Source organism: Arthrobacter cheniae (genome assembly GCF_003602275.1).
Classification (GTDB): domain Bacteria; phylum Actinomycetota; class Actinomycetes; order Actinomycetales; family Micrococcaceae; genus Arthrobacter_D; species Arthrobacter_D cheniae.
The window spans coordinates 16,606-36,233 of sequence record NZ_QZVT01000001.1; the positions used below are offsets into that span (position 1 = coordinate 16,606).

The 19,628-nt window shown below is 61.1% G+C and carries 22 protein-coding genes; 13 read left to right on the forward strand and 9 right to left on the reverse strand.

Going from position 1 to position 19,628, the window contains the following annotated elements; translation table 11 throughout:
* Positions 1 to 4: 4 nt before the first annotated feature.
* Positions 5 to 1,036, reverse strand: coding sequence for an NAD(P)-dependent alcohol dehydrogenase (locus D6T63_RS00095; RefSeq protein ID WP_235830454.1), 1,032 nt, complete (start codon positions 1,034 to 1,036; stop codon positions 5 to 7).
* A gap of 103 nt (positions 1,037 to 1,139) precedes the next feature.
* Between D6T63_RS00095 and D6T63_RS00100 the strand changes: the two genes are divergently transcribed.
* The 4 genes from D6T63_RS00100 (at position 1,140) to D6T63_RS00115 (ending at position 4,781) form a co-directional block, all read left to right on the forward strand.
* Positions 1,140 to 1,823 carry a TetR/AcrR family transcriptional regulator gene (locus D6T63_RS00100; protein ID WP_120147014.1) on the forward strand — a complete coding sequence of 228 codons (684 nt, stop codon included), beginning with the start codon at positions 1,140 to 1,142 and terminating at the stop codon, positions 1,821 to 1,823.
* A gap of 228 nt (positions 1,824 to 2,051) precedes the next feature.
* Positions 2,052 to 2,243 carry a hypothetical protein gene (locus D6T63_RS00105; protein ID WP_147394273.1) on the forward strand — a complete coding sequence of 64 codons (192 nt, stop codon included), beginning with the start codon at positions 2,052 to 2,054 and terminating at the stop codon, positions 2,241 to 2,243.
* A gap of 200 nt (positions 2,244 to 2,443) precedes the next feature.
* Positions 2,444 to 3,649, forward strand: coding sequence for a hypothetical protein (locus D6T63_RS00110; protein WP_235830455.1), 1,206 nt, complete (start codon positions 2,444 to 2,446; stop codon positions 3,647 to 3,649).
* Between the two features lie 355 nt (positions 3,650 to 4,004).
* Positions 4,005 to 4,781, forward strand: coding sequence for a GAF and ANTAR domain-containing protein (locus D6T63_RS00115; protein WP_120147016.1), 777 nt, complete (start codon positions 4,005 to 4,007; stop codon positions 4,779 to 4,781).
* A 207-nt stretch (positions 4,782 to 4,988) separates the two neighbouring features.
* Here the strand turns inward: D6T63_RS00115 and D6T63_RS20165 are convergent, their stop codons facing one another.
* Positions 4,989 to 5,285: a sigma factor-like helix-turn-helix DNA-binding protein gene (locus tag D6T63_RS20165; RefSeq protein ID WP_120147017.1), complete on the reverse strand. Its 297-nt coding sequence runs from the start codon at positions 5,283 to 5,285 to the stop codon at positions 4,989 to 4,991.
* Here D6T63_RS20165 and D6T63_RS19970 point away from each other — a divergent pair.
* On the forward strand, positions 5,201 to 5,488 hold the full coding sequence (locus tag D6T63_RS19970) for an ANTAR domain-containing protein (RefSeq protein ID WP_268877998.1): 288 nt from the start codon (positions 5,201 to 5,203) through the stop codon (positions 5,486 to 5,488). The genes D6T63_RS20165 and D6T63_RS19970 overlap by 85 nt on opposite strands.
* Positions 5,489 to 5,525: 37 nt before the next feature.
* On the opposite strand, the gene D6T63_RS00130 is transcribed toward D6T63_RS19970, so the two are convergent.
* Both D6T63_RS00130 and D6T63_RS00135 read right to left on the reverse strand, forming a co-directional pair.
* Positions 5,526 to 5,747, reverse strand: a complete 222-nt coding sequence (locus D6T63_RS00130; RefSeq protein ID WP_120147019.1) for a hypothetical protein — start codon at positions 5,745 to 5,747, stop codon at positions 5,526 to 5,528.
* A gap of 606 nt (positions 5,748 to 6,353) precedes the next feature.
* Entirely contained in the window at positions 6,354 to 6,908 is a 555-nt protein-coding gene (locus D6T63_RS00135) for a TetR/AcrR family transcriptional regulator (protein ID WP_120147020.1), read from the reverse strand.
* A gap of 82 nt (positions 6,909 to 6,990) precedes the next feature.
* Between D6T63_RS00135 and D6T63_RS00140 the strand changes: the two genes are divergently transcribed.
* A complete protein-coding gene (locus tag D6T63_RS00140; RefSeq protein WP_235830457.1) occupies positions 6,991 to 7,899 on the forward strand; it encodes an alpha/beta fold hydrolase in 909 nt (302 codons plus the stop codon).
* Between the two features lie 147 nt (positions 7,900 to 8,046).
* Here the strand turns inward: D6T63_RS00140 and D6T63_RS00145 are convergent, their stop codons facing one another.
* The 4 genes from D6T63_RS00145 to D6T63_RS00160 form a co-directional block, all read right to left on the reverse strand.
* Positions 8,047 to 8,955, reverse strand: coding sequence for a DNA/RNA non-specific endonuclease (locus tag D6T63_RS00145; protein ID WP_120147022.1), 909 nt, complete (start codon positions 8,953 to 8,955; stop codon positions 8,047 to 8,049).
* Between the two features lie 67 nt (positions 8,956 to 9,022).
* Positions 9,023 to 9,253 (reverse strand): hypothetical protein, encoded by a 231-nt coding sequence (locus tag D6T63_RS00150; protein WP_120147023.1) that lies wholly within the window; start codon positions 9,251 to 9,253, stop codon positions 9,023 to 9,025.
* Between the two features lie 31 nt (positions 9,254 to 9,284).
* Positions 9,285 to 9,476, reverse strand: coding sequence for a hypothetical protein (locus tag D6T63_RS00155; protein WP_120147024.1), 192 nt, complete (start codon positions 9,474 to 9,476; stop codon positions 9,285 to 9,287).
* Between the two features lie 136 nt (positions 9,477 to 9,612).
* On the reverse strand, positions 9,613 to 10,068 hold the full coding sequence (locus D6T63_RS00160; protein WP_182976818.1) for an SRPBCC family protein: 456 nt from the start codon (positions 10,066 to 10,068) through the stop codon (positions 9,613 to 9,615).
* Between the two features lie 1,143 nt (positions 10,069 to 11,211).
* Between D6T63_RS00160 and D6T63_RS18850 the strand changes: the two genes are divergently transcribed.
* From D6T63_RS18850 to D6T63_RS00175, 3 genes are all read left to right on the forward strand, one after another.
* Positions 11,212 to 11,718 carry a hypothetical protein gene (locus D6T63_RS18850; protein WP_147394274.1) on the forward strand — a complete coding sequence of 169 codons (507 nt, stop codon included), beginning with the start codon at positions 11,212 to 11,214 and terminating at the stop codon, positions 11,716 to 11,718.
* Positions 11,719 to 11,792: 74 nt separating this feature from the next.
* Positions 11,793 to 12,530, forward strand: coding sequence for a hypothetical protein (locus D6T63_RS00170; protein ID WP_120147026.1), 738 nt, complete (start codon positions 11,793 to 11,795; stop codon positions 12,528 to 12,530).
* A 1,626-nt stretch (positions 12,531 to 14,156) separates the two neighbouring features.
* A complete protein-coding gene (locus D6T63_RS00175; protein WP_120147027.1) occupies positions 14,157 to 14,846 on the forward strand; it encodes a response regulator transcription factor in 690 nt (229 codons plus the stop codon).
* Here D6T63_RS00175 and D6T63_RS00180 read toward each other — a convergent pair.
* The gene (locus tag D6T63_RS00180) at positions 14,832 to 16,316 is read right to left on the reverse strand and encodes a sensor histidine kinase (RefSeq protein WP_120147028.1); all 1,485 of its coding nucleotides are present in this window, start codon (positions 16,314 to 16,316) and stop codon (positions 14,832 to 14,834) included. The genes D6T63_RS00175 and D6T63_RS00180 overlap by 15 nt on opposite strands.
* A gap of 124 nt (positions 16,317 to 16,440) precedes the next feature.
* Between D6T63_RS00180 and D6T63_RS00185 the strand changes: the two genes are divergently transcribed.
* Genes D6T63_RS00185 through D6T63_RS00200 form a run of 4 tightly spaced genes read left to right on the forward strand, consistent with a single transcriptional unit; the run spans position 16,441 to position 19,613 of the window.
* Positions 16,441 to 17,178 (forward strand): ABC transporter ATP-binding protein, encoded by a 738-nt coding sequence (locus D6T63_RS00185; protein WP_120147029.1) that lies wholly within the window; start codon positions 16,441 to 16,443, stop codon positions 17,176 to 17,178.
* Positions 17,175 to 18,077, forward strand: coding sequence for an ABC transporter permease (locus tag D6T63_RS00190; protein ID WP_120147030.1), 903 nt, complete (start codon positions 17,175 to 17,177; stop codon positions 18,075 to 18,077). The genes D6T63_RS00185 and D6T63_RS00190 overlap by 4 nt, the downstream gene beginning before the upstream one ends.
* On the forward strand, positions 18,070 to 19,038 hold the full coding sequence (locus D6T63_RS00195) for an ABC transporter permease (RefSeq protein WP_120147031.1): 969 nt from the start codon (positions 18,070 to 18,072) through the stop codon (positions 19,036 to 19,038). Before D6T63_RS00190 ends, D6T63_RS00195 begins: the two co-directional genes overlap by 8 nt.
* Before the next feature lie 2 nt (positions 19,039 to 19,040).
* Positions 19,041 to 19,613: a hypothetical protein gene (locus D6T63_RS00200; RefSeq protein ID WP_120147032.1), complete on the forward strand. Its 573-nt coding sequence runs from the start codon at positions 19,041 to 19,043 to the stop codon at positions 19,611 to 19,613.
* Positions 19,614 to 19,628 lie beyond the last annotated feature (15 nt).

The window sequence follows — 19,628 nt, forward strand, 5'->3', positions numbered from 1 at the left end:
CGGGTCAGACGGTGATGGCTATTTTTCCGCGCACCGTTCCGGATTCGAGATGGCGCATGGCTTTCGGGACGTGCTCCAGCGGGTATGTGCTGTCGATGCTCGGCGTCACGGTGCCGGCTTCCATGAACTCGGCAAGGAGCTTCAGGTCGCTGATGCGCTGTTGAGCGATGATCATGACAAGGCGCTGGCGGATGAATGGAGAAATCACCGTGGCGCGTACCTGCCGGCCCATGCCTGTCCAATCGCCGGCTCCCTCCCCACCGATGATGACGGCGGTACCGAGGGGTTCGAGCGCGCGGCGAAGCCTGGAGAGGTTGGGGTTTCCTCCGATGTCGAGAATCAGGTCGTAGCGCCGTGCGCCGTCGGCGAAGTCATCGCAGGTGTAATCGACGACGTGATCAGCGCCGAGGGAGACCACGAACTCGCGTTTCCCGGTGCTGCAGACTCCGGTGGTCTCGGCACCGAACAGCCCCGACAATTGAACGGCGTAGCTGCCGACGCCCCCGGAAGCGCCGACGATCAGCACCTTCTGTCCCTTCTGGATGCGCCCGACATCGCGAAGGGCCTGCAGTGCGGTGAGCCCCGAGGTAGGAACCACCGCGGCCTGCTCGAATGTCAGGTTCGCCGGTTTGAGGACGAGTCGGTCCTCACGGGCTGTGGCACATTCAGCGAAGGAGCCTTTGCCTGTCCCGAACACCTCATCGCCGACCCGAAAGGATGTTACTTCTGCGCCGACATCGGTGACCGTGCCCGCCAAGTCGGAGCCCACGACAGCGTTGCGTGGACGACGCAATCCTGTTCCCAGGCGGATCAAGTAGGGCTTGCCCGTCATCAGGTGCTCGGCGCCCCGGTCGAGGCCGGCCGCATGGACCCGGATGAGCACCTCGTCGCCTGCAGGCGTCGGTCGCGGAACGGGCCTAATGTGCAGAACCTCCGCGTCACCGTAGTGGTCGCGCAGGACGGCACGCATGGTGGTGCCTTTCGCCCCGCGGTTCTCCACGGGGCCCAGTACCTTATGCTGCCCGTCACGTGTCATGGCTGTTTTCTCTCGCTGATAACCCTCGAAGAGACCACGAACGTACTATGTACGGGTAGGGTAACGTACAAAGTACGGAAAAGCTATAGATCCGAGGGCCGGAATGACCGCAGAATCTGTCGGGGCCAGTACACAGGGACGTGTCCGACTCAGCAGGGAAAAAGTGCTCAACAGCGCTTTGGCCCTGGTGGACGAATCCGGAATCGGATCGCTGACGATTCGCTCGCTCGCTCAGGCTATGGGAGCGAAACCGATGGCGATCTACCATTACGTCGCGAACAAGGATGAGATCCTCGATAGCCTCGTGGACCTGGTCTTCAGCGAAATCGACCTGCCGTCCGACCACGGTGGCTGGCGAGTGGGGATGGATCGGCGGGCGAACTCGGTTCGAGCGGTTTTGCAGCGCCACACCTGGGCTATCGGCCTGCTCGAATCCCGGACCAGTCCGGGACCTGCAACGCTGGATCACCACGAGGCAACCCTGGGCGTCCTGCGCAGGGCAGGCTTCTCAGTGGCCATGACAGCTCACGCCTACGCGCTGCTGGACAGTTACATCTACGGGTTCGCACTTCAGGAGTCCGCTCTTCCGCTCAGTGGTCCAGAGCCCGTCGCTGACATAGCCCAGCCGATGAGGGAGCTGTTCTCGGGCGGCAAGTACCCGTACCTCTACGAGATCGCCACCGAGCGTGTGCTCCAACCTGGCTACAGTTTCGGCGATGAGTTCGAGATCGGGCTCAATGTCATCCTCGACGCTCTCGAGGACTGGATTTCCCACCACTCACAGTGACAACGCTTCCTCGGCCGTCCACGCAGGGTGAAGGAGGTGTGTTCTCTTGTGATCTGTGCATGCTTATGGTATTCAGACAGGAGGAAGACGGAACAACGCTCCAGTACATTCTGGTAGGCATCGGTGCTCTGGGGAGGGCCATCCGCGCGTCGTCGTGCTCCGAACGGAAGTCAGTGCGAAGCCGGATCCGGACTCGTTCTCATCGCACAGTGAAAGATCATGTATCCCATGAATAAGAAGACGCGTCTTCTCGCCGTACCGGCCCTCGCCATCCGCGCCGTCGCCGTCGCCGTGGCAAGCTCCCCGGCACTGGCCGGTCAGGACCGTACCTACTCCTCAGCCCTGAGCACGCAACAGCAGCCCAGCGCTAGCACGATCCAGCAGTGCACACTGATCGGACCACGGAAAAAAACCTCATGATCAGCTCGCTCAGCGGCCGCCGCAGATACCTGGTGTCTGCGGTGATCGCTCTCCTGCTCCTCACCGGCTGTTCAATCCCAGCCGACCCCGACACCGGCTTTCCGGCTGCACCAACGGCCACACCCTTTTCAGCAACCGGCCCCTCAGCTACACCGGCTGACGTGCCTTCGCCGGCGGTGACACCGCCACCAGCGCCTACCGTGCCAGAGCCGGGCGATGTCGGGGTCGAGGACCCCTCGCACGTGGGGACGCCGTCGCCGACGGGTACGAAGCGGGCCACGAGCGCATTGTGGTTCAACGACGGAATCTGGTGGGGGAACCTGTGGGACACCGACAGCTCGGACTTCCATATCTTCAGATTCGATGCCGCGACGATCTCGTGGGTCGATACGGGTGTGGCGACGGAGACGCGGGCAAGCACGCATCATGACGTGCTGTGGGATGGAACGACGCTGAACGTGGCCAGTTACCGGTTCGTCGCCGACGGACTGCCGGCTGAAACGGGCTTCCCGACGACGATGCGACGTTACAGCTACAACTGGAGCACGAAGGCGTACACGCTGCTCAGTGCTACCCAGATCAACAACCAGCGCGTCGAGGCCCTGACCATCGATAAGGACTCGACCGGTCGGGTATGGGCGACCTGGCAGCAGGGGAATCAGATCTACCTGAACGTCACCGGCACCGATGGCCGGTACTGGGGGGAGCCGTTCGCGCACCCCTCGCCATTGAGCAATGTGTCCGTGGACGACACGTCGGCGGTCATCGCCTTCGACGGGAACAAGATGGGTGTGATGTGGAGCCGGCAGGTCGGCGATGCCACCGACGGCAGGTACTGGAGCTACCACGTCGATGGAGCATCAAATACCGACTGGACCACCCCGGTAGCGGCGGTCCTGGGACAGAACAGCGGTGATGACCACATCAACCTGAAGACGCTGAGCTCCTCCGATGGAAGGGTTTTCGCCGCCATCAAGACCTCGTTCACGTTCGCGTCCGAACCTCTGATCCAACTGTTGGCACTGAACGGTACGACGTGGACGGCGCACACCATCGCGACCGTGGCGGAGTGCCCGAACCGGATGATCGTCATGATCGACGAGAGCACCCGGATGCTGCGCACCTTCGCCACCTATCCGAAGCCCGATGGCACAACCGACGCTGGTGCCTGCACCAGCACGGGAGGCGCGATCTACGAAAAATCCACACCGCTGGACGCCATCGACTTCACCACCACGAAGACACCTCGCATCGTCGACGCCGACCAGTATGCACACAACGTGACGTCGATGAAGCAGAACCTCAACAGTGCCGCGCAACGGACGACCAACAGCGGTCTGCTGGTGCTCGCGGATGTGAACGCCACAAGCCGGTACTGGCACTACTACGAACTCAGCGGACGGTGATAACGGTGATACGACGGCTCTGACGACGACAGGTACGTTCTCATTAAGGATGAGCCTGAGAAGATTGAACACCCCCTCACTCGAAGCCAGTCATGGCCGTGAAGCGGACAGCCGCATCAAGGGATCCTTTTCTGAGACGCTGCCACAAGACCGAACCGCCTTGCGGGCCGGATGCCTTGACCTTTTGTAGAAAAGTCTTGGGTCGGGCCCTGCTGAGCCGAGTGTGACTCCCGGCGCCTGCGCCTATGCGCCGGGTAGAATTGTCCTAATCATCTAGCGAATCCGGGGTTCACCCGGTGGTGGCCGGGCCATAAGCATGGCTGCGACGGTGAGAATCGCTGAGAACTGGAACGGTATGTCTGACAACGACGCACGCCCTGATACATCAGCTGATGGCCCTGTCGATGCTTTCACTGACGTGTCCGTGGCTGGGGTGCTGCAGGACATGGTTTTGGAGAGCACCGATGTCGAGGAATTCCTGACGAATCTTGCAAAACTGGCCGCAGGAAGGTTTTCCTCTCCTGACACCGAGGTCCTCGCAGCCGTGACACTGCTGCGCCCTCGAACCAAGACGACCGTGGCCAGCAGCAACGACCACGCGAAAAAGATGGACGAGATTCAGTACGCCTTTGATGACGGGCCCTGCCTGCGAGCTGCACGCGAGGTGCAAACCCACACGGTCGCGGACTTCCGCACTGAGACCAGGTTCGGCCGGTACCCGGCGGCCATTGCTGATCACGGCATTCTCTCAGCGATCGGTGTCCCCATCCCGCTCGACGGCGACGCTAACGCGGCGATGAACCTCTACGCCTTGGGTGCGGATCACTTCACCGCTGAGGACATTGCCGATGCCGAGATGCTTGCATGTCAGGCAGCGAAATCACTGCGTACGGCAGTACGGATCGCGAAGGCCACTGACACCAACGATCACCTCAAAGCAGCCATGGATACCCGCACCCTTATCGACGTTGCGGCCGGCATCATCATGGGTCAGAACAGGTGCAGTCATGACACGGCCATGACCATCCTCAAAGCCGCGTCCAGCGGACGAAATATGAAGCTCAACGCAGTAGCTGCCGTCGTCGTCCAATCCATCGGACAAGACCTCCCCAACACCCACTTCGACACCTGATTGCATCTAAGCAACGACCACAACGACCAAACCGTAAAGATGGTGATCACACTTCGACGGGCTTAGCGAAGGATCCTTCGCTGAAATGCCAACACGTCGTGCCGATCATGATTGTGGGGAGCCTTTTGGACACGCACCCCGCCACGTCGGGCGCGTGTCGCCGTCAGCACCGCAGCGATAGCAACGACAGCAACGACAGCAACGAGGTCAGTTGGGGTTGTGCTCAGCCATGCAGGCGCTGAGCTTTTTGAGGCCGTCCCTGATGCGGGTTTTAGCAGTGGGTACGGGTATGCCGAGCCGGTGGGCCACATCGGTGTAGGTAAGGCCCGTGTAGGAGGCGAGGTTGATGGCTTCTTGCTGAGCCGGTGACAGGATCTTCAGGTAGGCCCTGACCGACGCGGCGTCTTCGTTGTTGATAACTGTTTCGGAGACCTGATCGTAGTCAATGTCCCGGTGGCGTATCCCCCAGTTGGAGTCCCGGACCCGCCGGGGCGGATCAGGCAGCGCACCTCACCTCGGCGATGGAATCCCGGACCGTCATCAATCTCGCCACGGGCATCGTCATGGGACAGAACAGGTGCAGCCAGACAACGGCCATGAATATTCTGATAGCCGCCTCGAATAGCCGGAACATGAAGCTCCGTGATATCGCCGCACACGTCGTATCAACTGCCAGCGACGAACCCCCCACCACCCACTTCGACTAAAAGCCCGTCTTCAGCTGATCGACCCGTAACCAGCACCTCAGGTGTCCGCGTACATCTCTGCTACGGCGACAGCGAGCAATTCCTCATCCAGTACCGGCAATGGCATCAGTCCGTGCAGGTACGCGTCGACTTCCACCTCGTCGATGTTGCCGCCGATACTGAAGTAGTACGCCCACAACCCATGGGTGCTGATGTGCCCCTGCCTCATGACATCGGTGATCAGGGCACGCAAGGCCTCATCTGAGTCGTCGTGACTCATCGATGTACACCAACTTGTCCTCCTCGGGAAGTAACTGGGTGACATCACAAGCCTAAACAGGCCTGCCAGCACTCCGCAGGATGAAAAGGTCCTTGCCTACAACAGCCCCCACGGGATGATCAGTTACTAGCCGCCGAACACCCCAACAGGAGATCACCCCGCTAAAACGTGGCGCAAGAACCCCGCCACTTCCAGAAAAGCTCACAAAATGGGCAGCCAACCAGGACGAGGCTGCCAAGATACCTACTACTGAGCCTGCTGCCCATAGATGCACGGCACAAGCTCCCCACGTTTCGCTGCTTGTCCCGCACACAGATGGACAGCAGGAAATCACGGTCCCGCCGGCGCACTCCACCATGTCTCCGACACGAAACATCTCAACTCGAGCAAGCGGTGGACGTTAACAGCATGGCATCGGGTCCATCCGGCCAAGGGATCCTTTGACTGGATGCGAACTGCCCGTGCCGGTCGTGGTTGAAGGCCGGGACATCGCTTGTGAAGTAGCCAAGTTATCGAGAAGGCGTGACCGGTGCTTACGGCCTCGAATACTCGACCTCGCTATGAGGTTTGCCGCGGCGGTGTAGTTTTTAGCGCCAAGGCATCAGGTCAGGACTCTACGAGGGCACGCATCGCGCGTTCGATGGCAGGGCGCACATCGAGTTCGGGGTCAACGGTGAGTCGATGCAGGAGCAGTCCATCGCAGAGTGCCATGAGCGCCCTCGTCGCCGGCAAGGGGTCGGCGATACCGACGGCGATCACCATCCGCTCAGCCCACCGCTCGAACTCGCGCCGCTGCCGCCGCAACGGCTCACCAAGCTCAGGGTCCTGTGCGAGCTCGAGGAAAAGGGCGTACCGCGCCCGGGTGCGCCCCGCATATCGTCCGGTCTGCATTTCGGCCATCTCACACAAACCCTCAATCAGCTCGTCGACTCCGGAGATCACAGGCATTGCGGCTGGATCCATATCGGCACGCTCACGCTCGGCAATCCAGTCCACCACACCGGCAAGCAGGGCCCTGCGGGTACGGAACCAATTCGAGGTCGACCCCGACGGCAGGCCCGCCCGATCATCAACTCGCGCATGGCTCAACGCGCGCACACCCTCCGCGCCAAGCAGTTCTACAGCCGCCTCGAGTGCACGCTCCCGGGTCACCGACGCCATCGACGCTTCTTTACAGGCATGGACGCCCCCTTCCACGAGGTCTACTATGAATGTAGTATTTTACTGCACGAAAGAGGTCGCCGTGGCCACGTCCGAGCCCAGCAGCACAGGTTCCGTCGAAGCTCCAACTTGGTCGCCTCCGCTACCGGAGGCCCCCGGCTTCGAGCACCTCATCATTGAAACACCCGGCCTGCGAACCCACCTCGCCGCCATTGGCGAGGGCGAACCGGTCATGCTGTTGCACGGGTTTCCCCAGCACTGGTGGCAGTGGCACGCCATAGCCCCGGTCATCGCCGAACACGGCTACCGCGTCATCTGCCCCGACCTACGCGGGGCCGGCTGGACGGTCGCCCAGGATCCGCGGGTCGAACGCGAGACCCGGCTCCACGACCTGCTCGCCATACTGGATGCCCTCCACATCGAGCGCACCCACCTCGTCGCCCACGACATGGGCGTCATCACGGCCTGGCAACTGACGTATGGCCACCCCGAGCGGGTGCGCACGGCCCTGCAGCTCGCCGTGCCACCCGCCTTCATGAAGTTCAGCCCACGATCCCTCCCAGGCTTCCGGCACCTACCTCAGTTCATCTGGCACTCCCCCGGTACCTCATTGCGCGGGATCTTCTCCGAGGAGTACGTTGCCCACCCGATGCCAGAGCCGGTCATCGAAGCCCACCTCGCCCCGATGCGCCGCCCCGACATCGACAGCGCGGTGCGTCCACTCACCCGCCACATGATCCTGCCCGAAGCCGCACGCCTGACCAGCGGCGTCTACAGCCGCCAGCGGCTCACGGTGCCGACCCTCGTCGTCTTCGGCCGCCGCGACCGGCCCTGGACCGAGGAGCTCATGGGACGTACCTGCCGCAATCCGCACCGGTACGCCGATCGCATCGAGTTCGCCTACGTCGACGACGCAGCGCATTTCATCACCGACGACGCCCCCGCCGCAATCGCCAACCTCGCAATCGACTGGTTCGAACGAGCAGCCTGACACAGGACCCACCACTCACCTGTCAACACATCCTGCGAAAACGGGACGACTACCCTACTGGCCGCCATTGCCCTCTTCCATGATCGGCCGAAGGATCCTTTGCTGAGATGAGGGCGATGCTGGCAACGGCCTCCAAGTGGCCTCTAGTCAGCTGCCGAGGTCGAAGTCTAGGTCGAGGCACTCGGGGCTGGATAGCTCGCGCCAGGTGGAGGTGACGCGTGCGCTGGGTAGGGCCGCGGCGATCGGCATCCGATCAACCTCGGCCAGCTGCTCGAGGTCCAATCCGGTGAGCGCGGCGATGTCGCCAATTGGAACCTGGAAAGTCCGGAACGGCCCCAACGGTGGCGCATTATCCCCAACAGCGCCGGGCTTTGGTACGTCGTCGAGGTCATCCAGCTGCGGCGTCTGATCAACGACGTACCCGGTCGCCGCCAATGAGCCTTCCTGCAGGAAGACGGCGACTTTGAAGTAGCACAACGGGATCTCCACGCCCCGGTACACGGGGTCGACGTCGCTGAAAATCGGGCCCGTGAAGACGATGAGGCGCCGCCCGTTGTCCGCGGCGTTCTCCAGCAGATACGACTCCAGGCCCAACCAGAGCTCCAGGCCCTGGTTGAACTTCGCGGCCTGCGGGGCAGCGTTCGTGTAGTGGAAGGTGTCCTCATTGGCTCGTTGGGCCTCTGCCCGGGTCTCACCCCACACAGCTGATGCCCGACGTACGAGGTGTCCGCGGTCGATGTCGTTGCGCGCGTAGACCCGCTCCCCTGTCTGCTGGTCCTCGGGCAACCGCGGGTCCAGCCGCCACTGGATCCCGGACCGGTCCAGGTCCATGAGCTTCGCACCGTCGATGCCGAGCGCCGTGATCGCGGCCAGGCGCTTGTCCGGACGCATCAGCACGGAGAAGTGCGTGTACGGGAGCAGGACCGTCTCGACCCCGGCCAGGGCCGGCACGAGCACCGGAACACCCAGGAACTGCTCGTCGAAGCCCCCGCGACCGGCAAGACTCGCGGTCGTTACGGTGTGCACGGTCTGGGGCGTGGGCAGGGTGGCGTCCATCCGGTGAAGCTACCAGCGACAGGTGACAACACGATGAACGGTGTCCTCTAAAGCGAGATAAGACCAGCTACAACAATGGCAAGGCCACAGAGCCAGCTACACCAATGGCAAGGCCACAGATCAGCAACAGGACTACCATTGCAGCCCAGATCGCAGCCAGACCGGCCGCGATCTCGGGCTGTCGGTCCTCGCCAATATTGAAGGCCTCCCACAACACGTTCGCTTGGAAACGCCCGATGACATGCCGGTCACGATAAGCGGCCAGTGCCAAGAGCATCATGACGAAACCGGCACCCACACGAACCTCACCTACACCACCGGCACCGCGGCTACTTCTGGTCCGGCTCAGCCGTGGGCGTGCCCAAGCTCCATGGTTCCTCCGGCTCCATGGACTCTGCAGCCTGAGCAGTGTTCACCTCCCACTGCTCCGAAGCCTCCGTCAGTGGAAGACGAACCGGGTTCCGATCGCCCTGATCATTGAATTCCGGGTAAGTCAGCGGCACGTTCTCAGCGCTAGTCATCCGCCGATCCTACTCACCACCCCCACACGTCCGACATGGGGATGCAACCTGCCCGCCAGCTGGCCCTGTGTGAGCCGAGCAGCAACCCGACGTTACACCAGGTCTAGACCCTCCGCCGCTCGTGTCACCGTCCGGGTCAATCCGCGGCTTGAGGGTTTTCCATCAGGTTCTTTAGCTTGGCTAATGCCTTCTTGTCGTCGCGCTTGAAGAGCAGCTTCAGAAGGGGTGTCGCGAACTGGGCTAGTCCGACCACTTGGAAATCCACCTTGCTGATGAGTTGACAGGTGTTCGCACCAGTGGGCTCGACCAGGTAGGAAGCCACTCCGTTCATCTTGCCGGAAGGAATCTCGAAGGCGACAAAGCGGCCAGGCTTATAGGCGATGTAGCGGTTACGGCCGACGATCTTCATCCCTGCGAATCGCCGCGTTAACTCATGCTCTGTGCCAACGCCGATAGGACCCGGAGTGATGCGTTGTATCTCATCGATACCGCTTTGCCACCGGGGCACGTTGGTGTTGTCCGCGACGAAGTCGAAGACCTTCGAAGCCGGAGCCTGCAACTCGGTGTGCGTTTCCAGTTGGATATCCCTCACGGTGCCCCCTTTTCTCGGGGTAGGCAGCACACAAACAAGTATGAAACCCGAATGCCCCGAATCGTAGGTTATGGAAAGCATCATCCAGCCAAGGGCCGGCGGAGCCTCTTCTTTGTTCCCCGAGGTCGAGCACCCAATCTGGTGCCAGCGGCCACCGCGATCAGCAGGAGGATCCCAACGGCGAATGCGACGGTTGTCCCTATTCCGTAGGACATCGCTTCCTCGCCTGATCCGGGCAAGAGGTGTCCCCGCCAAACGTCTAGCCAGATCGCCGCAGCCGACAGCAGAACCATCAGAGGCACCTGGGGCAACCCAGCCAACAGGGACAACGCCATACTCAAGGCGATACCCCTGAGGCGGCTGACCAGGTAAGCGGACAAGGGCGCAGCCAAAATCAAGGCCACGAGCCAGCCGGGCGGAACTGCTTGTGTCGTGGAGGGACTGCGGACAAGTATCGGGAGGATCACCAACGTTGTCGCGGCCGCCGCCGCGGCGGCCACCCATCCGACACCTCTGAGAGATTTCCTCCCAGCCGGCCGACAACCGTCACCAAAAGCATCCATGTCGGGCCCGTCTCGCTCATGGGTTTCAGAGTTCTCAGTTTACGCCCCTCAGCCCAGCAACCGGCTTGCAGCTCTGATTTCTGCCGGTGCCGTTGCGGGAAGGTTTTCCTCGGTCGTTGGGACGCGTAAGACCCGCCCGACAAAGGGCACGGTGGAGGATCATCCTAGTTGTGTTGCGATGCACGGGAGCACACCTAGCGGAACTGTCTCGTACTTTTGTCTTGCATCACTTGGGATGCGAGTCGATGCACCGATCTGACACGTCAGATAGCGGTGTGAAAACCCGACCATTTAGCGTTGCGGTCCACACCCCAACTGCCCGTCGAGGTGTCCGATTCGTGCAGTCAAGGGATTCTTTGATGAGAGGGCACTCGTGGCCGTAGTGGTGAGCGCGAAGACGCCATTGCTAACCCGACTCCCCCGCTGCCTCAGCGGTGTCGCAGAACGTGGGTGCACAACCGGTCGTTAAAGAACCCCCCTCGCACGCCCACTCAGGTTGAGGATCAGTTTGCTCAACGACATGGGACCGTAGCGCGGTTAGGGAACCTCTGACGGATCAATTGCATGCGAACATTCGAGGATGGAGACGATTCTTGTTCCGTCCTTAATCACAGGCTTGGTTACCGGTCTGATCGCATTGGCCGGCGTGGTTCATACCCAACGTCAAGCAACCGCTAGAGAGGCTGAAAAGTGGACCCGAGATCAGTCTCAATCAGCCGCCGAGCAGGAGCGACAACGCCGGTCGTGGGCTAAAGAGCACCGATACAAGGCACATGTGAGCTTCATGGCCGAACACCACCGCCTTCGGCACTGGATGTCCATTTACACGAACGTTGGTGTTCCAGGGACAGAGGTCCCAGGGTTTGACTGGAATAAAGACCTCGTAGCGAAACTCATGGATGTCGAACTGTTCGCCAGTGCTGAAGCTGCGCAAGCAGCCCGCAGCCTTCTCGGGGCGACAACGGGCCTTCGCGAAGGAACTGTTGGAGCAGCAATGCAAGCCGACGATGCTTTCACGGCATACAGGACACTCGTGCAACGTGATCTGGAGCTGGACGAAACCCAACTTCCTAGGTGGCGAAGTTAGAGCTAGTTCTTCTCCTGTCGAGACTCCCGGTGCCTTGCGTCTTCAACGGCACAGCAGTGACATAGGGTCATTTCATGTATCCCGGGTTTGACATCGTTCCGCTCGACGGAGCTCCCTCCGACAGCTTCACAGGAGTGGACTTCACCGCTTCCGTTCGCGGTCCTTCCATCTATGACACGAGTTCAGTTCAAGATCAGGTCCTGGAAGCTGTGGAGGAGGAGCTGACAAAGGCAGGATTCGCCACGCGCCGTTGCCGACTTCCAGGTGTCGGGTCTTCTGCCACCGGCGCGCCCGCCTTCTACGAGTTCCTTAAATGGGTTCATGAGAACTGGGACTTCCTTAAGGGAGTGACCTCCACCATTGTGAGTTGGGTCGTCTTCGTTCAAGGCAAGGCACATCTTCTCGAGAGGACACTCAATGATCGTCTGCTCGACCCTTACAGACCCTCGGTTTTCGTTGACTTACTGGTTCGGACTACAGCAGACGGGAGCGAGAAAGTAGAAGATGCAGCTACCTCGCTTGGGGCCTTCCTTCAGTACTTGCCGCGCCTTAGTGCACGTTTAGTTGAGGAGTTCCGTGAACAGAGCTTCACACTACGAGTATCGAACAAGAGCGGGATCCTGCCTTATACCCACTTTAAAGTCGCAAAAATCCGTCGCTCAGACGCCGCCAAGATGGTGCGCTACATGAACGCTCATCGTGAACTGACTGGCGTCAAAGCAGTCCTTCTATACCGTCAATTCGGTGTCATCACTCGCCTTCGACCGGTTAGGTCAATGGAAGAATTTTTTCGGCTGATGATGGGCCGATAGATAGACGGCTCCAAGCCGCGCTGCGTTAGGACATCACCAGCCCTGGCTCAACAAGCTACAGGTCGGTGTTGCAGACGGACCCGACCTTCACGCCACCCATCTGCGGTACAAGGTCGGGCTAGGTTCTAGAGGTAACTTCGCCTGAGAGGTCCCGCAAGCCGATCGATCACTGAACGTTTACTGAAGGATCTCCGGCTAGGATTTCAGACTTAGTCAGCAGTTGTAGACAATCCGTAGTACGGGTATGGCCTGGGCAGGTCGTAATGAACAAAGACATCGTGCTCACGTTCTGAGAGGTGCCCCCAGTTGCTGCGAAACCACGTAACACCTTGGGAGTCGCGGAAGGTGATGTCATAGGAGGGGGCCAACGACATGCCTTCCCACCCTTTAGGGGCTGGAAACTTCAGTGTTTGCTGAGGTGGGACGACTCGAAGCAATCGTCCGAAAGGACTTGGTGTGCCAGAAGATCCTTCTGATTCGCCCCGGCCGTTAACCAGTGCGAGATAAACGTCGTAGATGGTTGCTTCCGATCCATTTCGGATACAGGTGAGCCCGGATGGGCTGACACCTCTGGCATCCTCGTGCCATGCCGACACTTTTGACGCTTGCGCAGATCTGTCCAAATAGTCTCTAGAAAGCTGCTCATCGGACATTCGCTGGTTCAGCTGTCGGTCACGTTCCCGTTCACCACGGAGTCCGAGGAAGGCAAATATCACCGCTGCCGCTGTTGCAACTCCTGAGACCCAGTCGGCCAAACTTCCCCAGTCCATACGTCACTCCTACTCGTGGACACCTGCGGCGTCGATCTTCAACTGTTGCCCCGCCACTCAACCACAGCTAAGGAGCGAACGACGCGAAGTGCTCGAGATAGGCCGGGTCCTTTCTCGAGCACTTCGCGACTCATTGTTCATGGCGGCTGATTTTAGCAATCAGCTGAGGCCCGTTGTTTCGAACTGATCCGACTTCCTTGCCGACAATCCACGGGATGAGGTGGGGTTCGGGGATGTTCCGCGCGCTAGAAATCCCTCGTTGACGATCGCCTCAGTTGTGACGCGTCTCGCCTTGACGCATACCCCCCGGGGGTATACCTTCGGTACTACCTCAGAAGGTTGCCCCCCTCCCCCGGGATATACGCCGTAAAGGTCCAGCTGCACCGCTCGATGAAACCAGGGCCTTACAGAGGCTCATCCTTTCTTCGCTGCGACTACCTCAACAATTCGCTGCTCACCGACTGCAGGAGACACCATGACTGACACTGTCAGGACCACAATGACCCTCACCGACATCAGCGGGACCCAGAACTCCGACGCGGACCCTCCCACGGGAGGGTCATGTGGGTGCTGCGCACCCCAGCAGGCCACCCCGAACCAGCCATCACGTGAGACTGCAGTGTCGGCCGACTACTCGGTGAGCGGCCTGACCTGCGGTTCNCACTACGAACCCAGCGGGCAGTAGAAGCAGCCGACAGTCGGTGAGCGCCGTCGTGATGGGCTTGGTGCGGCAGCTCAGCGCCACATTGGATCGCGCGGTCCGTCCGTAACCCTGACCCAAGGTTTATACAGGGGCGCAATCCTACCCTTGAAGAAGCAAGCATATAATTCGTCTCTGGCGAAGAAGGCGGGGCCTATGCGGGTGCTGATGGTCGAGGATGAACAGATGCTCGGCGAAACGGTGCGCCGAGGCCTGTCCAACGAGGGGTTCGTCGTGGAGGTCACCCATGACGGCGTCAGCGGACTGTGGGCTGCGACGGAGAACATCTATGACGTCATCCTCCTGGACGTCATGCTGCCGTTGAAGAACGGCTATGAAGTCTTGAAAGAGATCCGGGAACGGAGAATCTGGACGCCGGTGCTGATGCTGACGGCGAAGGACGGGGAATACGACCAGGCCGATGCCTTCGACCTCGGGGCTGATGACTACCTGACGAAACCGTTCAGTTTCCTGATCCTGGTGGCCCGCATCCGCGCCCTGATTCGCCGCGGCGCCCCCGAACGGCCTGCTGTGCTGTCGCTGGGGTCGCTGGTCCTGGACCCTGCCCGGCGGACTGTCTGCCGGGGTGACCGCGCGATCGTATTGACCGCCCGTGAATATGGACTGCTGCAATACCTGATGCGGCGCCATGACCAGGTGGTGTCCAAGGCGGAGATCCTGGACAACGTGTGGGATCCGGCCTTCGAGGGCGGCGACAACGTGGTGGAGGTGTACATCGGCTACCTCCGGCGGAAGATCGACATCCCATTCAATCTCCATACCCTGACCACTGTTCGGGGAATGGGTTACGTCCTCACCGCGGACGCAGCTTCACAGCGGACCTAGCTTAGGCAACGGAGACTGCAGCCGGTCACCGCGATCATGGTCCGGAAGCCCGATTGGGGCGGCCCACGGGAAGACGAGCTCGAACCGGCACTCGCCAGCCGGGCTTTCGGTCGCACTGATGGTCCCGTGATGCGCGGCCATAATGCTTTCCGCGATGGCCAGTCCCAGGCCGCTGCCCCCGCTTCCGCGCGCCCGGCTTTCATCCAGCCGGACGAAGCGGCCGAAAATCCGGAGACGGTCGCCTTCCGGCACGGGGTCGCCGTCGTTGTCGACGGCGAGGACGGCCTCGCCGGGGCGCGTATCGAGGGTGATCCTGATGCGGGAGCGGGCATGCTTGTCCGCGTTGTCCAGCACGTTGCGCAGCACCTGCCCCAGCCGCATCGGGTCACCCGTGATCCGTACGGGCCGGAGGTCCGCCTCAATGGGGTGTGCGCTTGTGGCACGCAGGCGGCGAATCTCATCCTGCACCACGTGGTCCAAGTCGACGTCCGTCAGGTCGATGCGTAGCCCGCCGTCGTCGGATTTGGCCAGTGTCAGCAGGTTTTCGACGAGAAACCGCATCCGGGCTGTTTCACCGGCGAGGACATCCTTCAGCTCATTCCATGTTGCGCCGGTGGAGTCCGCGGAAGCCACCTCAACCGCAGCACTGAGGGTTGCCAGGGGACTCCGGAGCTCGTGGCTGGCATCGGAGACGAACCGCCGCTGCTCCTGTTCGGAGGCCTGGAGCCTGTCCAGCATGCTGTTCATCGTCAATGCCAGGGCAGTGATTTCATCAGCCGTCGGCGGCACGTCCACCCGTCCGCCCAGCCTGTGAAGGTTGATACCTGATACTTGCCGCCGGATCTGCTGCACCTGGAGTAGGGAACGCCCCACGAGCTCCCACACCAGCAGGCCAACAGCCACGAGCAGCACCGGCATCAAACCCAGCATGAACCAAGCGACGGTTGAGACGGTATCCGCCTGGACCTGGACTGTTGACGCAATCGCCACCGTGTAAGTCTCCCCGTCCACCGGAACCCCCTTGGCGACTATGAAGAAATCGTCACTGTCGCCCAGAGCGGGCAGTCCGGACGCTTTCTGCATCAGGGTCTCTCCCGCTGGTGGCCGCAAGGCAGTAACAGGCTGTGCAGTTCCGGCGGAATCAGAGGAGGCGAAGACAGTTCCGGCAGGCGTCAGGATCTGCACGTATTGCCCGGCATGAGCGGTGTTCATGATGTATTCGGCGGCTTCTTCCACGTCATCATCCGCCATCTGGGCAATCACGTCGTCAGCCTTGCGCCGGGCCGCAGTCTCAGTGGATGCGCTGAGATAAGTCTGCAGCAGGATCAGCAGGATGGACCCGGCGACGAGGAGCGCACCTGCCACCACCATCACCGCGCTGGCCGTGGCACGCTTGCGGACGCCCCAGCGTGTCCTGCCGGGACGGAACCGCGCCGCAAGGCGGCGGGGACCCGTGCTTTCGGGATCCATGGCTCAAGGATGGTCCGTTCCGGGGCAAGGGACAAACCCCATTCTCTGGCGTGCGGAGAAAGTCCGGTCTCGCGGAGGTGAATTCTCAGCTTCCTCTTATCCAGCACGGCGTACCGTCCTCTTCATGACGGACATGGCGATTCAAATCACAGGCCTGGTCAAGCAGTACGGTGAAAAAACAGCACTCGAGCAGCTCACGCTCTCCGTCCCCCGGGGTGAAATCTTCGGGCTGCTCGGACACAACGGGGCAGGCAAAACGACTGCGGTGAACATCCTGACGACGCTGCTGCCCCCCAGCTCGGGAACGGCATCGGTAGCCGGGCGTGACATTCAGACACAGCCGGCAGAGGTCCGCCGGGTCATCGGATACCTTCCGGAAAACGTCCAGTTCTATGACAACCTCACGCTGCACGAGAACTTGATGTTCTTCGCCCAGCTTTCCGGTGTGCAGCATCCAGCCGCCAGGATCCGCGTGGTGCTGGACATTGTCGATTTCCCCGGTCACGAACGAGAGCGCATGGGCACCTTCAGCAAAGGCATGCGCCAGCGTGCCGGCATAGCCCAGGCCATCCTGCATGAACCGGAGGTCCTGTTCCTGGATGAACCGACTTCCGGCCTGGACCCGCAGGGCGTGGCCACACTGAGGAACATCATCATCCGGCTCAACCGGGAACTGGGGGTGACAGTCTTCATGAACACCCATCTCCTGGGGGAAGTGACGCGCACCTGCACGAGCATCGGCATCCTCAGCGCGGGCGAGCTCATCTACCAGGACTCCATCGCCGCGACTATGAATTCCTTCCCTGGGCAGGACTCCCTTGAGGAGATCTACCTGTCGATTGCAGCCGGAACCCCATCATGAGCGTCTGGGTTGCCACCATCAGGCAGGAGACCGTCGCGGCCAGGCGGGAACGGCTTCCCCAGTTCCTGCTGGTGGTTTTCATGGCCATGATCGCAGCGTCGGCATTTATCGGTTCCGCCGCCAAAGGCACTGTCACGGAGGTGTACCAGGAGGCCGTCAGGGAGGGGCTGACGTCAGCTCCGAATCCCTTTACAACAATCTCGCCGTTGTACTATGCCAGGAACACGGTGATCTACATCATCCTGATCGCCGCCCTGCTGGCCATCGTCATTGGCGCCCAATCTACCCTGCGTGACCGGCGCGCCCGGACCATTGACCTGGTGCTTTCCCGGGACGTACCCCCCGTCAAATACCTTGCGGCCAAGCTGGCCGGAACCGGCTTGCTGCTGCTGTTCATCCTTGCCGTTGCCGCCCTTGTGAACATTGCCTGCATTGCAGTCGCCATTGGCTCCTTTCCCACGCCAGCCCAAGCCGCTCGGATCCTGGCCCTGTTCGGGGTCGCGTGGCTGTTCCTGATCCCCTTCGTCACGCTCGGAATGCTCAACGGCATCCGCTGCGCGACCGCAACCTCCGGGCTTCTGCTCCCTATCGTGGTCTGGAGCATCGTCATCTTTATCCTGCCCCTGCTGGGTACCGCGGCACATCCCGTCTCGCTGCTGAACCCTGTATCCAAATCTGCGCCCGCGGAGTCCCGTTTTTTCGAGCTGACCAGTGCACTGACGGGGCCGTTGTCCCTGGGCGAACAGTTCAAAAGCACCACAGCGCTGATCCTCGAAGATCCCCAGGCAGCGGGCACTGCGGAAGGCGGCCTGCTGGTCATTCTTGGTTTCTTCATCGCAGCCTGCCTTGCCCTGCTGATGGCGGGTCCGAATCACATGAGGAGGGAACTTCATGGCTGAGGTCGGAGTCCTTTGCCGGAAGGAACTGAAGGACCTTTCCCGTAGCAGGGCAATTGCGATGCTCCTCGTTTTCCTGAGCGCGGTCATCCTCCTCTCCGTGCTGGTCGCGGCCGCGGACTACCGCGTGAAACTGGCGGAGTACACCGCCTATGCTGACGCGCTGAAGGCCGCAGGTGGCTCTCCCACCCCTCCCCCCAACCTCTTCCCCCTGCAGATGCTTCGGGCAGGCATCGAATACCTGGAAATCGTTGGCGGCCTTTTCGCGGTAATCCTCGGCTACGGGCTCGTGGCGAAGGAAAAAGGCAGCAACACCCTCCAGCTCCTCTTTACCCGGCCGCTTGGCAGACACGCCTTTGCGGGAGGAAAAATCCTTGCAACAGTCATTGTCTGGCTCGTGGTGGTCGTGGCGCTGTTTGCCGTGATCGCCCTGGCAGTCCTGCTGGCCGGCCGGGCACAGCTGGGGGGCCAGGACTTCCTCCGTCTGGCCATCGCTGCAGCACACACCTGGGTCTACTTCATCATGTGGTCGCTTCTAGCCCTTACTCTGGCCTCGCTCACCCGGCAGCCAGCCAGCGGGCTAGTCCTGGCCCTCGTGCTCTGGCTCGTTATCGTCCTAGTCATCCCGCAGATCGGTGACACCATGGACCCGGACAACCAGATCCCCGGCGGTTTCTTCGCCAGCCTGCAAATCGACAGGACCAACGAGAAGGCACTCCTCACGCACTTTGCCAGCTATGAAACCGGGCGCGATTTCGTGGAGCAGACGTCCGCCACCAAGCAGTACGAGCGTGCCGTCTTTGCCTACCTGGGAGTCAAATCCCAGTACAACCAAATGCCTCTCGGCGCCGTCTGGGACGCCACCTCCCACAACAGCCTCTGGCTGTTAGGTACCTCCGTCTTTACAGTGGCGGCAGCTTTCCTTTCCACTACCCGCGAAACCCTACTGAGAAAGCTCCCCTAAAGATGAAAAAGCTCCTTTCCCTGTTATTCATCGTTGCGGCAGCCCTCGTCGGCCTCGTAGCCTGCGAGGCGTCGCAGGGCACCGGCAGCGAGGCGCGGACGGAAGCTCCCGCCGCCTCCGGTTCCACAGCCGGCCCGGCTGTGCTGCCCGTCGCGAAAAACCCGATCACCAATACCGGCACAAAAACAGGCCTGGCCATCAGCGAGACCATGGTGGAGAACAACGTGGACAAGGCGTCAGGCAAGGAGGTCGGCGACAGGCTGCAGTTCACCATCAAGAACTCCTTCACTGAACAAATCACCGGGGTGGAGGTCTACTACACAATGACCGAGACGCCGACCGGAAAGACCGAGTCTTACTACCAGAAGCTCGAGGGACTGGCCATTGCTCCCAACACGGAAGCAACGGTCTATTTCGACAACGAATCGGGAGAAGGCCACTACCCGGAGAACAAGTTCAGCATCTACCGGACTTCGCCCAACGAAGTGAAGTTCGATATTGAGGCTAGCGCACCAGGTTTCGCGGCGGCACGGGGAACGGCCCTCAAGGAGGAAGGCCTCGAGGAAGCGGACTAGAGCTGTGTAAGCCTC